At 61.0% G+C, this 17,204-nt stretch carries 11 protein-coding genes; 5 read left to right on the top strand and 6 right to left on the bottom strand.

Translation table 11 applies throughout. The features are described 5' to 3' along the window. Positions 1 to 179: 179 nt before the first annotated feature. Complete coding sequence (locus M2400_RS10345) at positions 180 to 4,031, bottom strand: bifunctional diguanylate cyclase/phosphodiesterase (RefSeq protein ID WP_177120521.1); 3,852 nt, start codon at positions 4,029 to 4,031, stop codon at positions 180 to 182. Between the two features lie 285 nt (positions 4,032 to 4,316). Here M2400_RS10345 and ettA point away from each other — a divergent pair, with 285 nt between their 5' ends. Together ettA and gdhA are read left to right on the top strand one after the other, a co-directional pair. Continuing rightward, positions 4,317 to 5,981 (top strand): energy-dependent translational throttle protein EttA, encoded by a 1,665-nt coding sequence (gene ettA, locus M2400_RS10340; protein ID WP_177043368.1) that lies wholly within the window; start codon positions 4,317 to 4,319, stop codon positions 5,979 to 5,981. A gap of 336 nt (positions 5,982 to 6,317) precedes the next feature. Next, complete coding sequence (gdhA, locus tag M2400_RS10335) at positions 6,318 to 7,655, top strand: NADP-specific glutamate dehydrogenase (protein ID WP_259195908.1); 1,338 nt, start codon at positions 6,318 to 6,320, stop codon at positions 7,653 to 7,655. Here the strand turns inward: gdhA and M2400_RS10330 are convergent. From M2400_RS10330 to M2400_RS10315, 4 genes are all read right to left on the bottom strand, one after another. Further along, positions 7,652 to 8,149: a GreA/GreB family elongation factor gene (locus tag M2400_RS10330; protein WP_259195907.1), complete on the bottom strand. Its 498-nt coding sequence runs from the start codon at positions 8,147 to 8,149 to the stop codon at positions 7,652 to 7,654. The two genes, gdhA and M2400_RS10330, sit on opposite strands and share 4 nt — an antisense overlap. 70 nt (positions 8,150 to 8,219) lie before the next feature. Further along, the gene (locus M2400_RS10325; RefSeq protein WP_169386343.1) at positions 8,220 to 8,576 is read right to left on the bottom strand and encodes a hypothetical protein; all 357 of its coding nucleotides are present in this window, start codon (positions 8,574 to 8,576) and stop codon (positions 8,220 to 8,222) included. 224 nt (positions 8,577 to 8,800) lie between these two features. Beyond that, positions 8,801 to 10,654, bottom strand: a complete 1,854-nt coding sequence (locus M2400_RS10320) for a DUF4105 domain-containing protein (protein ID WP_177077968.1) — start codon at positions 10,652 to 10,654, stop codon at positions 8,801 to 8,803. A 94-nt stretch (positions 10,655 to 10,748) separates the two neighbouring features. After that, positions 10,749 to 11,237, bottom strand: a complete 489-nt coding sequence (locus M2400_RS10315) for a DUF3015 domain-containing protein (protein ID WP_177043372.1) — start codon at positions 11,235 to 11,237, stop codon at positions 10,749 to 10,751. A 267-nt stretch (positions 11,238 to 11,504) separates the two neighbouring features. On the opposite strand from M2400_RS10315, the gene M2400_RS10310 reads away from it, so the two are divergent. Both M2400_RS10310 and M2400_RS10305 read left to right on the top strand, forming a co-directional pair. Beyond that, complete coding sequence (locus M2400_RS10310) at positions 11,505 to 13,943, top strand: Lon protease family protein (RefSeq protein WP_177043373.1); 2,439 nt, start codon at positions 11,505 to 11,507, stop codon at positions 13,941 to 13,943. 200 nt (positions 13,944 to 14,143) lie between these two features. Next, a complete protein-coding gene (locus tag M2400_RS10305) occupies positions 14,144 to 14,470 on the top strand; it encodes a hypothetical protein (RefSeq protein ID WP_076014017.1) in 327 nt (108 codons plus the stop codon). Between the two features lie 148 nt (positions 14,471 to 14,618). Here M2400_RS10305 and M2400_RS10300 read toward each other — a convergent pair whose 3' ends face one another. Continuing rightward, positions 14,619 to 16,454 carry a hypothetical protein gene (locus tag M2400_RS10300; protein WP_259195903.1) on the bottom strand — a complete coding sequence of 612 codons (1,836 nt, stop codon included), beginning with the start codon at positions 16,452 to 16,454 and terminating at the stop codon, positions 14,619 to 14,621. A 166-nt stretch (positions 16,455 to 16,620) separates the two neighbouring features. Between M2400_RS10300 and M2400_RS10295 the strand changes: the two genes are divergently transcribed. Then, entirely contained in the window at positions 16,621 to 17,109 is a 489-nt protein-coding gene (locus M2400_RS10295; RefSeq protein WP_010174946.1) for a TIGR00645 family protein, read from the top strand. The last annotated feature ends 95 nt before the right edge of the window (positions 17,110 to 17,204 follow it).

Below are 17,204 nucleotides of genomic sequence, written 5' to 3'. Positions count from 1 at the left end.
GATGGCATATGAAAGGACATCATGTCGCGGACAAGCGGGGCTCACGTAGCCCCGTAGCCCCGTAGCAGCTGTCGAGCGCCAGCGAGGCTGCGTCGGCAGCGACTCGGTCCAGTGCCGGGCGATGGCTCGGCGGTGCGGCTTACGCAGCCTCGCTGGCGCTCGACAGCTGCTACGGGGGGTTAATCGAACATGAAGAGGGCATCATTGCTGAACTGCGCCTCAAACCGGTTCGCCGGCATCGGGCGCCCGAACAGGTAGCCCTGCACCTCATCGCAACCGTGCTCCCGCAGGAAGTCCAGCTGCTCATGGGTTTCCACGCCCTCGGCAATCACCGCCAGGTTCAGGCTGTGGGCCATGGCGATAATCGCCCGGGCAATCTGCGCGTCCTGCTCGCCCGACGGCAGGCCGTCGACAAAGGTGCGGTCGATCTTCAGCACGTCGATGGGGAATTGCTTGAGGTAGTTCAGCGATGAATAACCGGTGCCGAAGTCGTCTACCGCAATGCTCAGGCCGAGGTTTTTCAGGCTGGCGAGGATCTGCATCGCTTCGTTGACCTCGCGCATCAGGATGCTTTCGGTCAGCTCCAGCTCCAGGCACGCCGGCGGCAGGCCGGTGTCCTTGAGGATGGTGGCGATGCGCTCGCCCAGTTGCCCGTCGGAGAACTGCCGGGCCGAAATGTTCACCGAGACCTTGGGCACCCGCACCTTGTTCTGGTGCCAGGTCTTGAGTTGGCGACAGGCTTCGCTGATCACCCAGTCGCCCACGTCCACCACCAGCCCCAACTCCTCCAGCACCGGGATGAAGTCTCCCGGCGGCACCAGCCCGCGGCGCGGATGACGCCAGCGCAGCAGGGCTTCGGCACCGGTCAGGCGTTTGCCGTCGCCGCTGAACTGCGGTTGGTAATACAGCACGAATTCGTTCTGTTCCAGGGCGTGACGCAGGTCGCTTTCCAGCTCCAGGCGTTCCAGGGCGCTGGCGTTCATGTCGGCCTGGTAGAACTGGAAGTTGTTCTTGCCGCGCTCCTTGGCGTGGTACATCGCCGTGTCGGCGTTCTTCATCAATTGGCTGAGCTCGTTGCCGTCCTGCGGGCTCAACGCGATGCCGATACTGGCGGTGACGAAGAACTCGCGACCCTCCAGCACAAACGGCTTCACCAGGCTCGCCAGAATCTGCTCGGCCACGTGAATCGCGCGGTTCAGCGCCATCTCGCGGTTGACCCGGGGTTGCAGGAGCAAGGTGAACTCGTCGCCGCCCATGCGCGCCACGGTGTCGTCTTCGGCCACGCAGCCCAGCAGGCGGGTGGCCATTTCCTTGAGCATGCGGTCGCCGGCGGCGTGGCCCAGGGAGTCGTTGATCGGCTTGAAACGGTCAAGGTCGAGGAACATCAGCACCACCCACGACTTCTGCCGTTCCGCCGACTGCAACGCGGTGTGCAGGCGGTCCTGGAACAACGTGCGGTTGGGCAGGTGGGTCAGGGCGTCGTAGTAGGCCAGGCGGTGGATCCGCTGTTCGCTGGCCTTGCGCTCGCTGATGTCGCTGAAGAAACACACGTAGCTGGCCAGGTCGCCTTCGTCATCGAACACGGCGGTAATCCCGACCCACGCCGGGTAATGCTCGCCGTTGCGGCGCTTGAGCCACACTTCGCCTTCCCAGGTGCTGTGCTGGTGCAATTGCTTGAGCACGTAGCGCAGGTGGGCTTCCTGCTGTTCGTCGACAGTGAGCATGTTCGGCAACTGGTCGAGCACGTCCGCCACTGCATAACCGCTGACCCGGCTGAACGCCTCGTTGGCCTGCACGATATAACCGGCCGGGTCGGTGATCAGGATCGCCGAGGTGGAGTGTTCGAATACCGTGGCCGCCATGCGCAGGTCTTTTTCCGCACGGCGTTGCTGGCTGATATCACGACCCACGCCGAGAATGCCTTCGAACGCGCCGTGTTCGTCCCACACCAGCACCAGGCGCAGTTCGATCGGGACCTTGCGCCCGTCAGCCCGCAGGCAATCGAACAGGAACAACTGGGTCTGTACATCGTTGCGCAACGCGGCGAGGGATTCGGGTTGGTCCAGGGCGCGGCTGACTTGCTCCACAAGCGAATAGATGCCGGTCAGTTGCTGCGGGTTGGCGATGGTCGACTGCCAGCCGTTTTCGAAGATCCAGTCCACGTCATAGCCCAGCACCGCATTCACCGACGGGCTGACGTAGTTGAGGGCCAGCTTGCTGTCGGTGGAAAAGATCACGTCGCTGATGCTTTCGGCCAGCATGCGGTAGCGCTGCTCGCTGTCGCGCAGGGACTCGCTGGCCTCGATCTGGTCGGTGATGTCCTTGGCCACGCCGATGATGCGCGTGACCTGGTCGGATTTGTCCCGGGCCAGGGCCTGTTCGCGGATATCGAAGCGCCGCCATTGGTTGTTGCGGTGGCGAAAGCGCAATTGGCACTGCAACTGGCTGAGGTAGCCGGCCTGACGCTGTTGCAGGCGCAGGTCGTGGTAGCGCTCGGCGTCTTCGGGGTGCAGCAGGATTTCCCAGAAGTACTCGCCCATCTGCTGCAACTCGGGCTTGTTGTAGCCGAGGGTGTGGCCGAGGTGGTGGTTGCTGAAGATCATGCGCTGGCTGATCACGTCCTGCACATACAGGTGATCGGGCACGGTGCGCACCACGTCCGACCAGAACCCTTCGCGCTCCACCAGCGACAGCTCGATCAGCTTGCGGCTGGTGATGTCACTGATGCTCAGGATCACGGCCTTGAAGTCGTCCTGTTGTTCCGGCAGGCGCATCACCAGCCACAGGTATTGGTCGTTGCCTTCGACATCGCTGAGCTGGATTTCCAGTTCGAGCTGCTTTTGCTGGGTCAGTACCGCGTCGATCACCTGGTTGCCGATGGCGGTCGGGCTCGACGGGCAGGCGTCGATCAGGCGTTCCCAGGCTTGTTCGCAAGAGGCCACATTCAGCAGGCGCACCGCGACCTGGTTGACCTCGGTGATGCGCAGCTCCTTGAGCAGTTGCTGGCGTTGCTCCGGGTTGTCTTGCAGCAACTGTTGCAGTTGCTCGCGGGTTTGCAATTGGGCCTTGTCGAAGAACGCGCGTAAACCCGACAGGTCGAGCACGCACAGGGCCACGCCGGTGCCTTCGAAAATGTCCTGGTAGCGGCGGCGGCCCTCGTGCACCTGGCGCTGGCGGCGGCGCATGTTCAGCAGCACGATCACCGGGATCAGCGAGAAGGCCAGGCCCAGCAGGCATTTGCCGATAAACGCCGGCAGCAGTTGCTCCAGCACGGCGGCGCGGTCGAACAGGCCGCGCAGTTGCCAGTCGCTCTTGCTCAGGGGCGTGACCAGCACACTTTTGTTCAGTTCGTCCGGGGTCAACGCCGAGGCCCACTGGGCCGGCATGCCGCTGTCACGGCTGACCACGCGGTGGTTGAGGCGGTTTTCGATGACCCACATCGGTCGCTGGCCCTGGCCGTCCTGGCGGGTCAGGTTGGCCAGGTAATTGGGCGCCAGGCGCAGGGCCCAGTACATCTTGGTGCCGCCGCTGGGCTGGTGCAGCAGCAGGTAGATGACCGTGCCGTCGTTGTTGTTGCTCAGGTAATAGGACTGGGCGTGGCTGCGCTTGACCAGCTCTTCGAGCCAGGCGCTGTCCTGGCTGTCGTTGGCACTGTCGCTGATCATCGCGCCGCTGGGGGCGAGCAGGGCCACGCTGCGCAGCTCCGGCAGGGAGCGTTGCAGGGTGCGCATCAGGATTTGCTGCTGTTCGGTATCCCGCGGCGGCTCGACGATCGGTAGCAGGTTCAGGGCGATCTGCGCGCTGAGGGCCATGTTCAGGCTGATCTGCTCGGCCAGGTCGGCGCTGTAGTCGATGGTGTATTGCTGCTGGTTCTTCTGGTTTTGCTGCAGTTGGTCCAGCAGTTGCCAGAACAATAAGGCGAGCAGCAGCAGGACCAGCGTCGCCAATGCGCCCTTGAGGGTTCCGTGCAGGGGCGCTCCCGGCGCTATATGAGCGGCGCGCAGGGGAGTTGGCTTTGTTACGTTGGACAAACTGTGATCCTGCGGTTTGGCTGGACTGGCGCGCGACGTGCACTATAAGCCGGACGCCCGGAGGGCGGCTAGCATGCCTTGTGTTGTGGCAAAGTGCCAGCCCCGCCTGGCTGGACTGCCCACCCGCATTCAGGTAGCTTTGCCGGTTACGCGAGGGCGTTCCAGCCCCAGACAATCAGGCATCTACCGTACGCAGGCATTGATCGTCATCAACGGCCCGCGCGGCGCATGGCCTGGCACGGGCTTCGCCCGCTTAATTCATCAGTCACTGACGCTAGGTTCACCATGGCTCAATACGTCTTCACCATGCATCGGCTGGGAAAAGTTGTTCCGCCGAAGCGGGAAATCCTGAAAAACATTTCTCTGTCCTTCTTCCCGGGCGCCAAGATCGGCGTGCTCGGCCTCAACGGTTCGGGTAAATCCACCCTGTTGAAAATCATGGCAGGCGTCGACACCGAGTTCGACGGCGAAGCCCGCCCGATGCCCGACCTGAACATCGGCTACCTGCCACAGGAACCAATCCTGGACCCGACCAAGACCGTGCGTGAAGTGGTCGAGGAAGCGGTCAGCGTGATCAAAAACGCTCAGGCGCGCCTGGACGAGGTTTACGCGGCCTACGCGGAAGAAGATGCCGACTTCGACAAGCTGGCGGCAGAACAGGCCAAGCTCGAAGCCATCCTGCAAGCCGCTGACGGTCACAACCTGGACCGCCAGCTGGAAGTCGCCGCCGATGCGCTGCGCCTGCCGGCGTGGGACGCCAAGGTTGAGCACCTGTCCGGTGGTGAAAAGCGTCGTGTGGCCCTGTGCCGCCTGCTGCTGTCGGCTCCCGACATGCTGCTGCTCGACGAACCCACCAACCACCTGGACGCCGATTCCGTCGCCTGGCTGGAGCATTTCCTCCACGACTTCCCGGGCACCGTAGTTGCGATCACGCACGACCGGTACTTCCTGGACAACGTTGCCGGCTGGATTCTGGAACTCGACCGTGGCGCCGGTATCCCTTACGAGGGCAACTACTCCGGTTGGCTGGAAGCCAAGTCCAACCGTCTGGCGGCCGAATCCAAGCAGCAGTCGGCCCATGAAAAGGCCATGAAAGACGAGCTGGAGTGGGTGCGTAAAGGCGCCAAGGCGCGTCAGTCGAAATCCAAGGCCCGTCTGGCGCGTTTCGAAGAGATGCAGTCCCAGGAATTCCAGAAGCGTTCCGAGACCAACGAAATCTACATCCCGGCCGGTCCGCGCCTGGGTGACAAGGTCATCGAGTTCAAGAACGTCTGCAAAGGCTACGGCGACCGCGTGTTGATCGACAACCTGTCGTTCTCCATGCCAAAAGGCGCCATCGTTGGCGTGATCGGCGGTAACGGTGCGGGTAAATCCACCCTGTTCCGCATGCTGATGGGCAAGGAACAACCGGACTCGGGCACTATCGAAGTCGGCGAAACCGTGCAACTGGCGTGCGTGGACCAGAGCCGCGACGACCTCGACGGCAGCAAGACCGTGTTCCAGCAGATTTCCGACGGTTCCGACCAGATCCGCATCGGCAACTATGAAATCCCGTCGCGCACCTACGTGGGTCGCTTCAACTTCAAGGGCGGCGACCAGCAGAAGTTCGTCAAGGACCTGTCCGGTGGTGAGCGCGGTCGCTTGCACCTGGCCCTGACCTTGAAAGAGGGCGGCAACGTCTTGCTGCTCGACGAACCGTCAAACGACCTCGACGTTGAAACCCTGCGTTCCCTGGAAGAAGCCCTGCTGGACTTCCCGGGCGCCGCCATTGTGATCTCTCACGATCGGTGGTTCCTTGACCGCGTGGCCACTCACATCCTGGCGTACGAAGACGACTCCCAAGCCGTGTTCTTCGAAGGCAACTACACCGAATACGAAGCCGATCGCAAGAAACGCCTCGGCGAAGCCGCTGCCCAGCCGCATCGTGTACGGCACAAGAAACTGGCCTGATTCGGGTTGGTGGTATGAAAAAGCGGAGCCCTTTGTGGCTCCGCTTTTTTTTTGCATTTTTTCAGCCGGACCGAGGTGGATTCATCGCAGGCAAGCCAGCTCCCACACTTGGAATGCATTCCAGATGTGGGAGCTGGCTTGCCTGCGATAGCGGTTTACCTATTGGTGCAAAATCCGGATTGAAATCCTCATTAAGGTGCAAAAACTGCCTTAATTTATATTAAATGCACCATTTAAATTCACAAAAGCGACATTTTGCCCTGTCGCGGTGCGACATGAATTGATAAAGTCCGGGACAAATCTCCTTTAACGACAATAAATTTGCCGAGACTTTTCATGATCGAATCCGTTGAATCCTTCCTTGCCCGCCTCAAGAAGCGCGACCCCGACCAGCCGGAATTCCACCAGGCCGTGGAAGAAGTCCTGCGCAGTTTGTGGCCGTTTCTTGAAGCCAATCCCCACTACCTGAACTCGGGCATCCTGGAGCGCATCTGCGAGCCGGAGCGTGCGATTGTGTTCCGGGTGTCATGGGAAGATGACCAGGGCAAGGTACGGGTCAACCGCGGGTTCCGGATTCAGATGAACAGCGCCATCGGTCCGTATAAAGGCGGCCTGCGTTTCCACCCGTCGGTCAACCTTGGGGTGCTGAAATTCCTCGCTTTCGAACAAACCTTCAAGAACTCCCTGACCTCCCTGCCCATGGGCGGCGGCAAGGGCGGCTCGGACTTCGATCCCAAGGGCAAGAGCGATGCCGAGGTGATGCGCTTCTGCCAGGCATTTATGAGCGAGCTGTACCGCCATATCGGTTCGGACGTGGATGTGCCGGCCGGTGATATCGGCGTGGGCGCGCGTGAGATCGGTTTCCTGTTCGGGCAATACAAACGCCTGAGCAACCAGTTCACCTCGGTGCTGACCGGCAAGGGCATGAGCTACGGCGGCAGCCTGATTCGCCCGGAAGCCACCGGTTTTGGTTGTGTGTACTTCGCCGAGGAAATGCTCAAGCGCAATGGCGAGCGTGTCGAAGGCAAGCGCGTGGCCATCTCCGGTTCCGGTAACGTCGCCCAGTACGCGGCGCGCAAAGTCATGGACCTGGGCGGCAAGGTGATTTCCCTGTCCGACTCCGAAGGCACCCTGTACTGCGAAAGCGGTTTGACCGAAGAACAATGGTCGGCACTGCTGGAGCTGAAAAACGTCCAGCGCGGGCGCATCAGCGATCTGGCTTCGCGTTTCAGCCTGGAATTCCGTGCCGGCAAGGCACCGTGGGAACTGGCCTGCGACATCGCACTGCCCTGCGCGACCCAGAACGAACTGGACGCCGAAGCGGCGCGCACCTTGTTGCGCAATGGCTGCGTGTGCGTGGCCGAAGGCGCCAACATGCCCACCACCCTTGAAGCGGTGGATATCTTTATCGAGGCCGGCATCCTGTTCGCGCCGGGCAAGGCATCCAATGCGGGCGGCGTGGCGGTGAGCGGGCTGGAAATGTCGCAGAACGCCATGCGCCTGCTGTGGACCGCTGGCGAAGTGGACAGCAAGCTGCACAACATCATGCAGTCGATCCACCATGCGTGCGTGCACTACGGCGAAGAAAACGGCCGGGTCAACTACGTGAAGGGCGCCAACATCGCCGGCTTTGTGAAAGTCGCGGACGCGATGCTGGCCCAAGGCATCGTTTAAGCCTCGGGCTCGATGCGCAGGATTTCGATCAACTGATCACCGACGGGGCGCTTCCACAGCACCTCGTCGCCTACCTGCGCACCCAGCAGCGCCCGGCCCAGCGGCGAGCCCCAGTTGATCAGGCCCACCGTGGCATCGGCCTGGTCTTCGCCGACCAACTGAATGCGCTGCTCTTCGTCCTGTTCATTGGCAAACGTCACCCAACTGCCGATCTGCACCTTGTCGGTGGAGGTCGCCGGCGCCACCACCTGCGCGTTTTGCAGGCGCTGGTTGAAGTAACGCAAGTCCCGCTCAAGGTCGGCCTGACGCTGTTTATCGGCCTGCTCGCCCTTGGCGGACTCTTCGCTGTGCTCGCTTTGCAACTGCGCCACCTTGGCCTGCAATTGCGCAAGCCCACGGGCGGTGAGGTGATTGGGTTGCGCGCTGACCTGGCGTTCCACCGGCTGGCTGGCCTGGGCAGCGGCGCTGTCTTCGTTGACGAACGCTCGACTCATGGGATTCTCCTGCTATGGAGTTTGGGCCATGGTCGCAGGGGTTAAGTTTCGCCGGATGTCTGAAAGCGACCTATGGCGAGCGAAAGGCCCGGGCGGCGTCGCGATCCTTTTCCTGTTGCCAGGCGCGTTCGCGGTCGTCCCAGTGGCGGTTCTTGTAGTCGTTGAGGTCTTCGTTCTCGCGCATGGCCTTGCACTGGCGAAAGCCGTCATCCCAGCCTTCGGCGTAGGTGCGGTCCTTCAGATAGCGGGGGACGTTCTTGCGAAACTCCCCGGTGATCACCCCGGCGGCCTGGCGGCCGCTGCTGCAACCGTCGTCATAGCCGTCGGCGAAGGCGGGTGGGTAACCCTTGGCCAGCAAATCTTCGTGGGTCGATTGGCAACCCGACAGCAAGGCCAACACGCCCAGCATTACTGCGTACCGCCACATCGCTTGCTCCCTGGCCGTTGAACGGCTGATGAGGGGAGTTTAGAAGGCGATTCGTTGGGGGGATGTGAAAGGGCTGTGATTAATCTGTTGGCACTGCTGCGTCTGAAGTGTGGGAGCTGGCTTGCCTGCGATGGCATCGTTGCGGTGCAACTGGCAGACCGCGTCGTCTGCATCGCAGGCAAGCCAGCTCCCACATTTGATAGGTGTTTTCCTGGAGAGTGGGGTCAGTAGTGATACCACTTCACTTCCAGCATCACTTCATTGACCGGTGTCGCCAAGTGGCTGTATTCCCGCTGCGCACTCAGTCTCAACCCCAGGTTGCGCGACAGTTCCCACTGTTGATTCAGGCTGATACTGCGCCGCACTTCGCCATTGGTGAAGAAATCACCCTTGGCTTCCAGGCTGAGGTTGCCCAGCGGGTTGCGCCACAGCACGCCGGTATTGAACCCGGCCGCCGGGGAGATGGCTTCGCCGAAGTCGCTGTTGTGTTCCACACGCACGGTGCCCAGTGCAAAGCCGAGCATGTCGTCGCGCAGTTGCCAGGTGCCGCCAGCGCCGCCGTTGACGTGGCTGACCAGGGTTTCGTCGTCATGCTTGCCCGGTACGCGCTCAAGGCCGCCCGTCACTTGCCACGACCAGGGTTGCAGCAGTTCGTTGCGCGGGGTCAGTGAGCGGATGGTCGCCAGATCCAGTTGCTGCAATTGCCAGTGGTTGCCTTCGTACTGGCGCAGTTTCATTTGCAGGATTTCGATCTGCGCGCCCAATGGGAAGCCTTCGGCGTTGTCGTTCAGGTCGTGGTAGGCCATGCGCAGGCCGTATTCGCCGAACGCTTTGTCGCCCCGGGTGCCGATGCCCGCTTGCCAGGTGCGGGATTCGTGGCCGTCTTCGGGCAGGCCGGGGCGTTCGATCTTCAGGTCCGGCGCCGGGTTCTGATTGATCGCCCGCAGCAGTTCAAAGCTGCGCTGGGAACGTTCGGTGTCGCGCTCCAGGCCGTTGGCGCGGTAGCGGCCAAGGCGGTAGGCGGCGTCGATGATCAGGGCCTGGCGGTCTTTGGCGATGGCCTTGAAGGCCGGCTCTTGCAGTTGTTTCTGGTCGTCACTGATCTTCAGCACCCATTGCTGCTCGTCACTGTCCAGCGGCTTGGCGCGTTCCAGCAGTTCCCGTTCACGGGAGGGGCGGTAGTCGATTTTCTCCACCAGGCCGGCTTCTTTCACGGCTTTGACCGTGTCGGTGGGGATGGCGGTCAGCGGGAATTGTTCGGTCAGGCGCAGGCTCGGGCGGGCCACTTGCAGCAGTTCCAGCAGGCGATAGGAGCAGTTTTCGTCGAAGAAGAAGTAGTCGAACTGGATCTGCTTGAGCTCCCACACGTGCTCGACCATGCGCTCGGTCTCGACCTGGGTCAGGTTCAGGCGGTATTCCCACAGGTCGCGGTTCTCCAGGCTACGGTATTCCGAGAGTTTTTCCTGGTAGGGCACCAGTGCGAACAGGCCCGGATAGCCGCCCATCAGGCCTTTCCATGCGTAGAGGATGCTGTTGTCCGAGCCTTCGATATAGGCGCCGAAGTTGATCGCATAGCTGAGCAGGGCGGTGTTGTTGCTCTGTACGTCAGCCTGGTCGATGCGCAGCAGGGTGTGACCGAACATTGACGAGGGGCTGTTGAGGTAGGCCGCCGGGAAGATCATCACCGCGCTGTGGGGGGCGACGTCCTTGAACCATTGCTTGAATTCCTTGCAGTCCAGCGCCGGCAGGTCAGTCAGGTGCAACTGGTCCTTGAGCCAACGGGTACGTGCCGGATACACGCATTGGGCGTGTTTTTCACCGAGGCTGGCCGGGGCATACAGCGCCTCTACAGTAGCCTTCAGTTCCTGGTCCGGATGGTGGGCGCCATCGGGAGCGAGGAAGAATTTCTTGTCGCTGACATAACTGCGCCAGCCCTTGAACTTGCCGGATTCGTAATGCCCCAGCGAGAGCCAGAACGGATCGTTGGCCAGTTGCTGCAAACGTTGATCATCAAGGTGCGGGGCCGCATACAGCGGGGCGCAGGCGAAGAGTGCCAACCAGGCAAGGCGTTTGAGCATGTGGGCAACTTAAGTCGAGATAAAAAGACCCAAAGGGGAGGCAGGTCCAAAAAATAATAAAACCCGTGCCTCAAGAGGCACGGGCAGGTCGAGCTTAAGCCTGGGTAGCGTATTTCGCCAGACGGGTGTCGCCTTTCAGTACCGCCAGGGTGTTGTTGTGCACGTCATCAGCAGTGACGTCAGCCTTGCTGAAGATTTGCTGGAAGTGCTCGTGAGTCACAGCGGCAAAGTGCTCGCGATCTTCAGGAGCAACGCCCAGTACCACGGCGTAGGTAGTCAGCGCCTCGCCGTTACCCTTGGCCATGTCTTCGGACAGCTCGTTCATCATGCCATTCATGGCAATCCACGATTTGCCACCGTAGGTCAGTGCGCTGTTGGTGCTGCAGCCGTTGGTGCCCGAGGTCATGCCGAAGGTGGCGTTGCCCGAGGTACCGTTGGTGGTGGAGGCGAGGAAGTGAGCGGGAGTGCCGCGTTGGCCTTCGAACAACATGTTGCCCCAACCGCAGTTCGGGCCACCTGGCGCTTCAGCCATTGCATTGAGGGAGACGACGGTGAAGAGAGTACCGAGAAGGATCCGTTTCATAGCTTTGTTCTCTTTGTGTGCAAACCAATGGACAAGGGTTCAGGCGCCTCAAAGCGCCCTAGGGGCCGGTTATTAGTCCAACCCGCGCAGTTTGGAGTTTAGGCATGATCCAAGGGTTCCGTGACTTTTTATGAAACAAGCCGGAAACACTCGGTTTTTTTACAGCCCCGAACCCGGGTCTATGCTTTCCCTAAGCCGTGCCTTGCCAGCCGGCCCAACCCGGCGCCAGAATGCCGTCATCTGCCCCGCCTGATGTAAGGAAGCCCGATGCCTGATCCTGTTGCTGCCAGCTTGCGTCTAGCGCCCGAAGCGCTGACTCGTCCTTTTTCCGCTGAACAGTTCAGCTTCTCGACCACCAATGATTTGGAGCCCTTTCGCGGTGTGCTTGGCCAGGAACGTGCGGTCGAAGCCTTGCAGTTTGGTGTGGCCATGCCACGCCCCGGTTACAACGTATTTGTCATGGGCGAGCCCGGTACGGGCCGCTTTTCGTTCGTCAAACGCTACCTCAAGGCCGAGGGCAAGCGCCTGCAGACCCCGGCCGACTGGGTCTACGTCAATAACTTCGATGAGCCTCGCGAACCCCGCGCCCTGGAGTTGCCGGCGGGCGGTGCAGCTGCGTTCATCAGCGACATCAACGGCCTGATCGATAACCTGGTCGCGACTTTCCCGGCGGTCTTTGAACACCCGACTTACCAACAGCGTAAAAGCGCCATCGACCGTGCCTTCAACCAGCGTTACGACCGCGCCCTGGATGTGATCGAGCGCCTGGCCCTTGAAAAGGATGTGGCGCTGTACCGTGACAGCAGCAACATCGCGTTTACCCCGATGCTCGACGGCAAGGCCCTGGACGAGGCCGAGTTCTCGCAGTTGCCGGAAGCCGACCGCGAGCGTTTCCACACCGACATTTCCGAACTGGAAGAACGCCTCAACGAAGAACTCGCCAGCCTGCCCCAGTGGAAGCGCGAGTCCAACAACCAGATGCGCCAGTTCAACGAAGAAACCATCACGCTGGCCTTGCAGCCACTGCTGGCGCCGCTTTCCGAGAAGTATGCGGAGAACGCGGCGGTCTGCGGCTACTTGCAGGCGATGCAGGTCTACCTGCTGAAAACCGTGGTCGAGCAGTTGGTGGACGACGCGAAAACCGACGCCCAGGCCCGCAAGTTGCTGGAAGAGCAGTACTGCCCGAGCCTGGTGGTGGGCCATCCGGTCAACGGTGGCGCGCCGGTGGTCTTCGAGCCGCACCCGACCTACGACAACCTCTTCGGCCGTATTGAATACAGCACCGACCAGGGCGCGCTCTACACCACTTACCGTCAGTTGCGGCCGGGTGCGTTGCACCGGGCCAACGGCGGTTTCCTGATCCTTGAAGCCGAGAAGATGCTCAGCGAGCCGTTTGTGTGGGACGCCCTCAAGCGCGCCCTGCAATCGCGCAAGCTGAAGATGGAGTCACCGTTGGGCGAACTGGGCCGCCTGGCCACCGTGACCCTCAACCCGCAAGTGATTCCGCTGCAACTCAAGGTCATCATCATTGGTTCCCGTCAGCTGTACTACGCGTTGCAGGACGCGGATCCGGACTTCCAGGAGATGTTCCGGGTGCTGGTGGACTTTGACGAAGACATCCCGATGGTGGATGAAAGCCTGGAGCAGTTCGCCCAGTTGCTGAAAACCCGCACTTCGGAAGAAGGCATGGCGCCGTTGACCTCGGATGCCGTGGCGCGGCTGGCGACCTACAGCGCGCGCCTGGCGGAGAACCAGGGGCGCTTGTCGGCGCGTATCGGTGATTTGTTCCAGTTGGTCAGCGAGGCGGACTTCATTCGCCACCTGGCGGGTGATGAACGTACCGACGCCGGGCACATCGAGCGCGCGCTCAAGGCCAAGGCCACGCGCACTGGACGGGTTTCCGCACGGATTCTCGATGACATGCTCGCCGGGGTGATCCTGATCGACACCGCCGGTGCGGCGGTGGGCAAGTGCAACGGGCTGACCGTGCTGGAGGTGGGTGACTCGGCGTTCGGTGTGCCGGCACGGATTTCCGCCTCGGTGTACCCGGGCGGCAGTGGCATCGTGGATATCGAGCGTGAGGTCAACCTCGGCCAGCCGATTCACTCCAAAGGCGTGATGATCCTCACCGGTTACCTGGGCAGCCGTTATGCCCAGGAATTCCCGCTGGCGATCTCGGCGAGTATCGCCCTGGAGCAGTCCTACGGTTACGTCGACGGTGACAGTGCGTCCCTGGGCGAGGCCTGTACCTTGATCTCGGCCCTGTCGAAGACGCCGCTCAAGCAATGCTTCGCCATTACCGGCTCCATCAACCAGTTTGGTGAAGTGCAGGCGGTGGGCGGGGTCAACGAGAAGATCGAAGGCTTCTTCCGCCTCTGTGAAGCCCGCGGGCTGACCGGCGAGCAGGGGGCGATCATTCCCCAGGCCAACGTCGCGACGCTGATGCTTGATGAGAAGGTGTTGCAGGCCGTGCGGGACGGGCAATTCCATGTCTACGCCGTGCGTCAGGCTGACGAAGCCTTGAGCCTGCTGGTGGGCGAGCCGGCCGGTTCACCGGACGAGGAGGGGCAATTCCCTGAAGGCAGCGTCAATGCGCGAGTGGTGGAGCGTCTGCGGGCGATTGCCGAGATGATCAGCGAAGATGACCTGAAGGAAGCCGAGAAGGAGCTGGCGCAGGAGGCGTTGGCCGAGGCCAAGCCGGTGTAATCAATGCCGAAGGGGCCGGCTGTCCGGCCCCTTCGGCATATTTTTGACGCCGCCATGACGGCAGTCGTCCGTTGGTCCCCCAGCCTTGGTTTGTAGCGGGTTTCTTCTATTCTCAGCTCAAGGGATATCCAAAGGAGTCGCTGGATAGAAACAGTCTTGCCCTGCAAGGCTGAATACCGGATCTACCGAGGGTCGCCGCCATGTCGCGCAACCTCTGCCTTACCCGCCAGTGCCTGGGCCTGGTCACCCGTATCGAATGTTCGATTCGCCCTCTCGCGGGGGATACCGGGATGTGGACTTTGTTGTTTGCCGCCGGAATGACTGGCGAGCAGCCTTCCACCATCAAGTCCCAAGGCCCGTTTCACGGACCTTTCGTGGCACAAACCATCCTCGATTCGATTGTCGAAAGCCTGACCCTGCACGGGTACGAGCTGGCTGATGACCCGCAGATATGGTGCCTGCACCTGCAGGCGCACTTGCGACAGCTCAATGGCGGGCGGCAAACGGCGTTGAGTGATATCCGCTAAACATCGAAAACCGAATGTGTGGGTTTGTGTGGGAGCTGGCTTGCCTGCGATGCAGGCAACTCGGTCTTTCAGCCAGACCGAGGTGATGCTATCGCGGGCAAGCCCGGCTCCCACACAAGCCGGCTTGGAGCTTCAGTACGGGTGGCGCTTACGGTTTGGGGGCAGGCGCTGCCTCGGGCTTGTCCAGCTTGACCTCAAATCCATACTCCACCGTATTCAGTCCGGTGCGCTGATAGGTTTCAAATGTGGTCGGCTGGCCGTAGAAGTAATGCACGTCGAACAACGCAGTGCCGTATTCCTCGGCCCGGTGGCTGACGCCGAGGATTTCCTTCAGGTAGTTGCCGCTTGCGTCCTTGGCATAGAACCGCCAGCTGTCGGCGGGGAACTGCTTCTGGTCGACAATCAGTGCGTTGTCTTTCAGCTCCAGGCCCTTGGGCAGTTGCCCTGCGGTGAGCGTGCCTTTTTCGATGGTGGCCAGGAACAGTGGCATTGATCCGACGGCAAATCCCGGGTTCTCGGGGAACAGGTTCAGGTCATAGGTGATGGTGGCGCGGCCCGGGTCGACCTCGTAGGCTTCGGCGGGCAGTTCGATCGGCTCGCCGAGCTTGCCTTCGTCGTTGGCAGTGAGGAAGGTCACGGGGGCATCGCCGCCGCCGCGGTCGTCGCCCAGCAGGTCGTCGTTGAAGGTGTACGGGTGATCAAACTCGATGTGCGCCGCGCTGGCGTCATCCACCGATTGGTTGATGATGACGCTTTTCTTCAGTTGGTCTTCGGACAGCGTGGCATCCTTCAGCCAGTCGGAGGCCTGGTCGTCATACACGGTGACCGGCATCGGCAGGGGCTGTACGGTTTTCTCCAGGCTGTTCTTGTCGAAGCGCCGTACGGGCAAGTCCAGGTCCTTGCGGGTAATCGTGGCTTGGGAGAAGTCGAGGACGCTGACTTGCACGTTGTCGATCAGGCCGTTGAAGTACACCTTGGTGTAGTGGCTGTCCTGCTTGTGTTCGAAGGCTTTCTGCTCGTCTTCCAGCTGCTTCTCGAAGGTGTCGGACCAGGCTTTCTGCTTTTGCATCTCCGCCAGTTGTTTCTCGTAGAACGCCAGTTGTGCGGCGTTCTCGTTGATCGAGCCCGAGCGCGAGAGAAATTGCCCGGTGGTGTCGCGCGCCTGCACCAGCAGCGGGTTAGGCGATTCGTCGGCGACTTCCGGCGCGAGTGGAGCGCTGTTGGTCAGTTCGATCTCGGCGTAGTTCTTTTCCAGGGTCAGCAGGGTGACCGTGACGTTTTCTTCGGTGCGTTTGCGGCCCACGTCCTTTTTCGACAAGTCGAAGGTGAAGACTTTACGCGGCGCGATCACTTCTACCTTGCCCTTGAGGGTGACGGGCTGCGGCTGGCTCTTGTTGTCAGTCTCGATGCCTTCGACGAACGGGTAGGTCACCGTCAGGTCATCGGGGTTGGTCAGGTTGGAACTGGTGGGGCTCAACTGGATGCCCGGGTCGGTTTCCGACCATTCCGGCTGGAACGGGATGACCTTGTTGTTGCTCAGGGTCACCGACTGCCATTCCAGGCCGTGGGGGAATGGGAACTGATCGGGCATGTTGAAGTTGAAGGGGAAGATCGGCTGCAGGTCCGTCAGGTAGTCCGAATGGGACGCCTTGCGCAGCACAAACAGGCCATTGATGTAGGTATCAACCAGGGCCTGGGGCGTCGGGTAATGCTTGAGCAGCGCCAGGCTGTCTTCGCTGTACTCGGCCTCGATGGGCTTGGTGCCGAGCTTGGCCCGCGCCCGTTCCAGCAACAGCAACGAGCCACCGAGCTCGGACACGGCGTCCTTGAGCTTGGGGTCCTGGATGGCGTCCAGGGACTGTTCGAACTTGGCGGTTTTCTCTTCGAGGCTGGCTTGCTTGTGTTCATCGCTGGGGGAACAACCGCTGCCCATCAGCAACGCCGCACACAGGCCAATGCTGGCCAAAGGGGATCGCACATCCATTATCTGAGTTTTCCTGTCCGACATCATCGAGCCGAGTTGATGAGCTCGACACTAGCAGAAAAATTCTTTTACAGATGCCGTACAGATCAGTTTTCTCGACGGTTTCTGGGGTTTGGATGCGGCTGGTATACTCGGCGCCATTTTTAGCCACGCTGTGTGAGATTCAATGGAACGCTTTATCGAAAATGCAATGTATGCCTCACGCTGGCTGTTGGCGCCGATCTACTTCGGTTTGTCCCTGGGGCTGCTGGCGCTGGGGTTGAAGTTCTTCCAGGAAGTCTTCCATGTGATTCCCATGGTGTTCTCCATGAGCGAGTCGGATGTGATCCTGGTACTGCTGTCGTTGATCGACATGGCGCTGGTGGGCGGCCTGCTGGTGATGGTGATGATCAGCGGCTACGAGAACTTCGTCTCCCAGCTGGACATCGACGAAAGCAAGGAAAAGCTCAACTGGCTGGGGACCATGGACTCCTCGTCGCTGAAGATGAAGGTCGCGGCGTCCATCGTGGCGATTTCGTCGATCCATTTGCTGCGGGTCTTCATGGACGCCAAGAACGTCGACCCCGAGCACCTGAAGTGGTACGTGATCATTCACATGACGTTTGTAGTGTCGGCGTTTGCCATGGGTTACCTGGATAAGGTCACCAAGCATTAATTACCCCCTGGCGCTCTCCTGCGCGGGGCTCATCAAGGGCGTGGCTTGTGTGCTAGGCTGCTCGCCCTTTTAGTTTGGACGGCGTGTGTTGTCGT

Origin of the sequence: Pseudomonas sp. BIGb0558 (assembly GCF_024807515.1) — a bacterium.
Taxonomy (GTDB): domain Bacteria; phylum Pseudomonadota; class Gammaproteobacteria; order Pseudomonadales; family Pseudomonadaceae; genus Aquipseudomonas; species Aquipseudomonas yamanorum_A.
The sequence above is the reverse complement of the archived record's forward strand: the minus strand, read 5'-3'. Positions and strand labels throughout refer to the sequence as shown.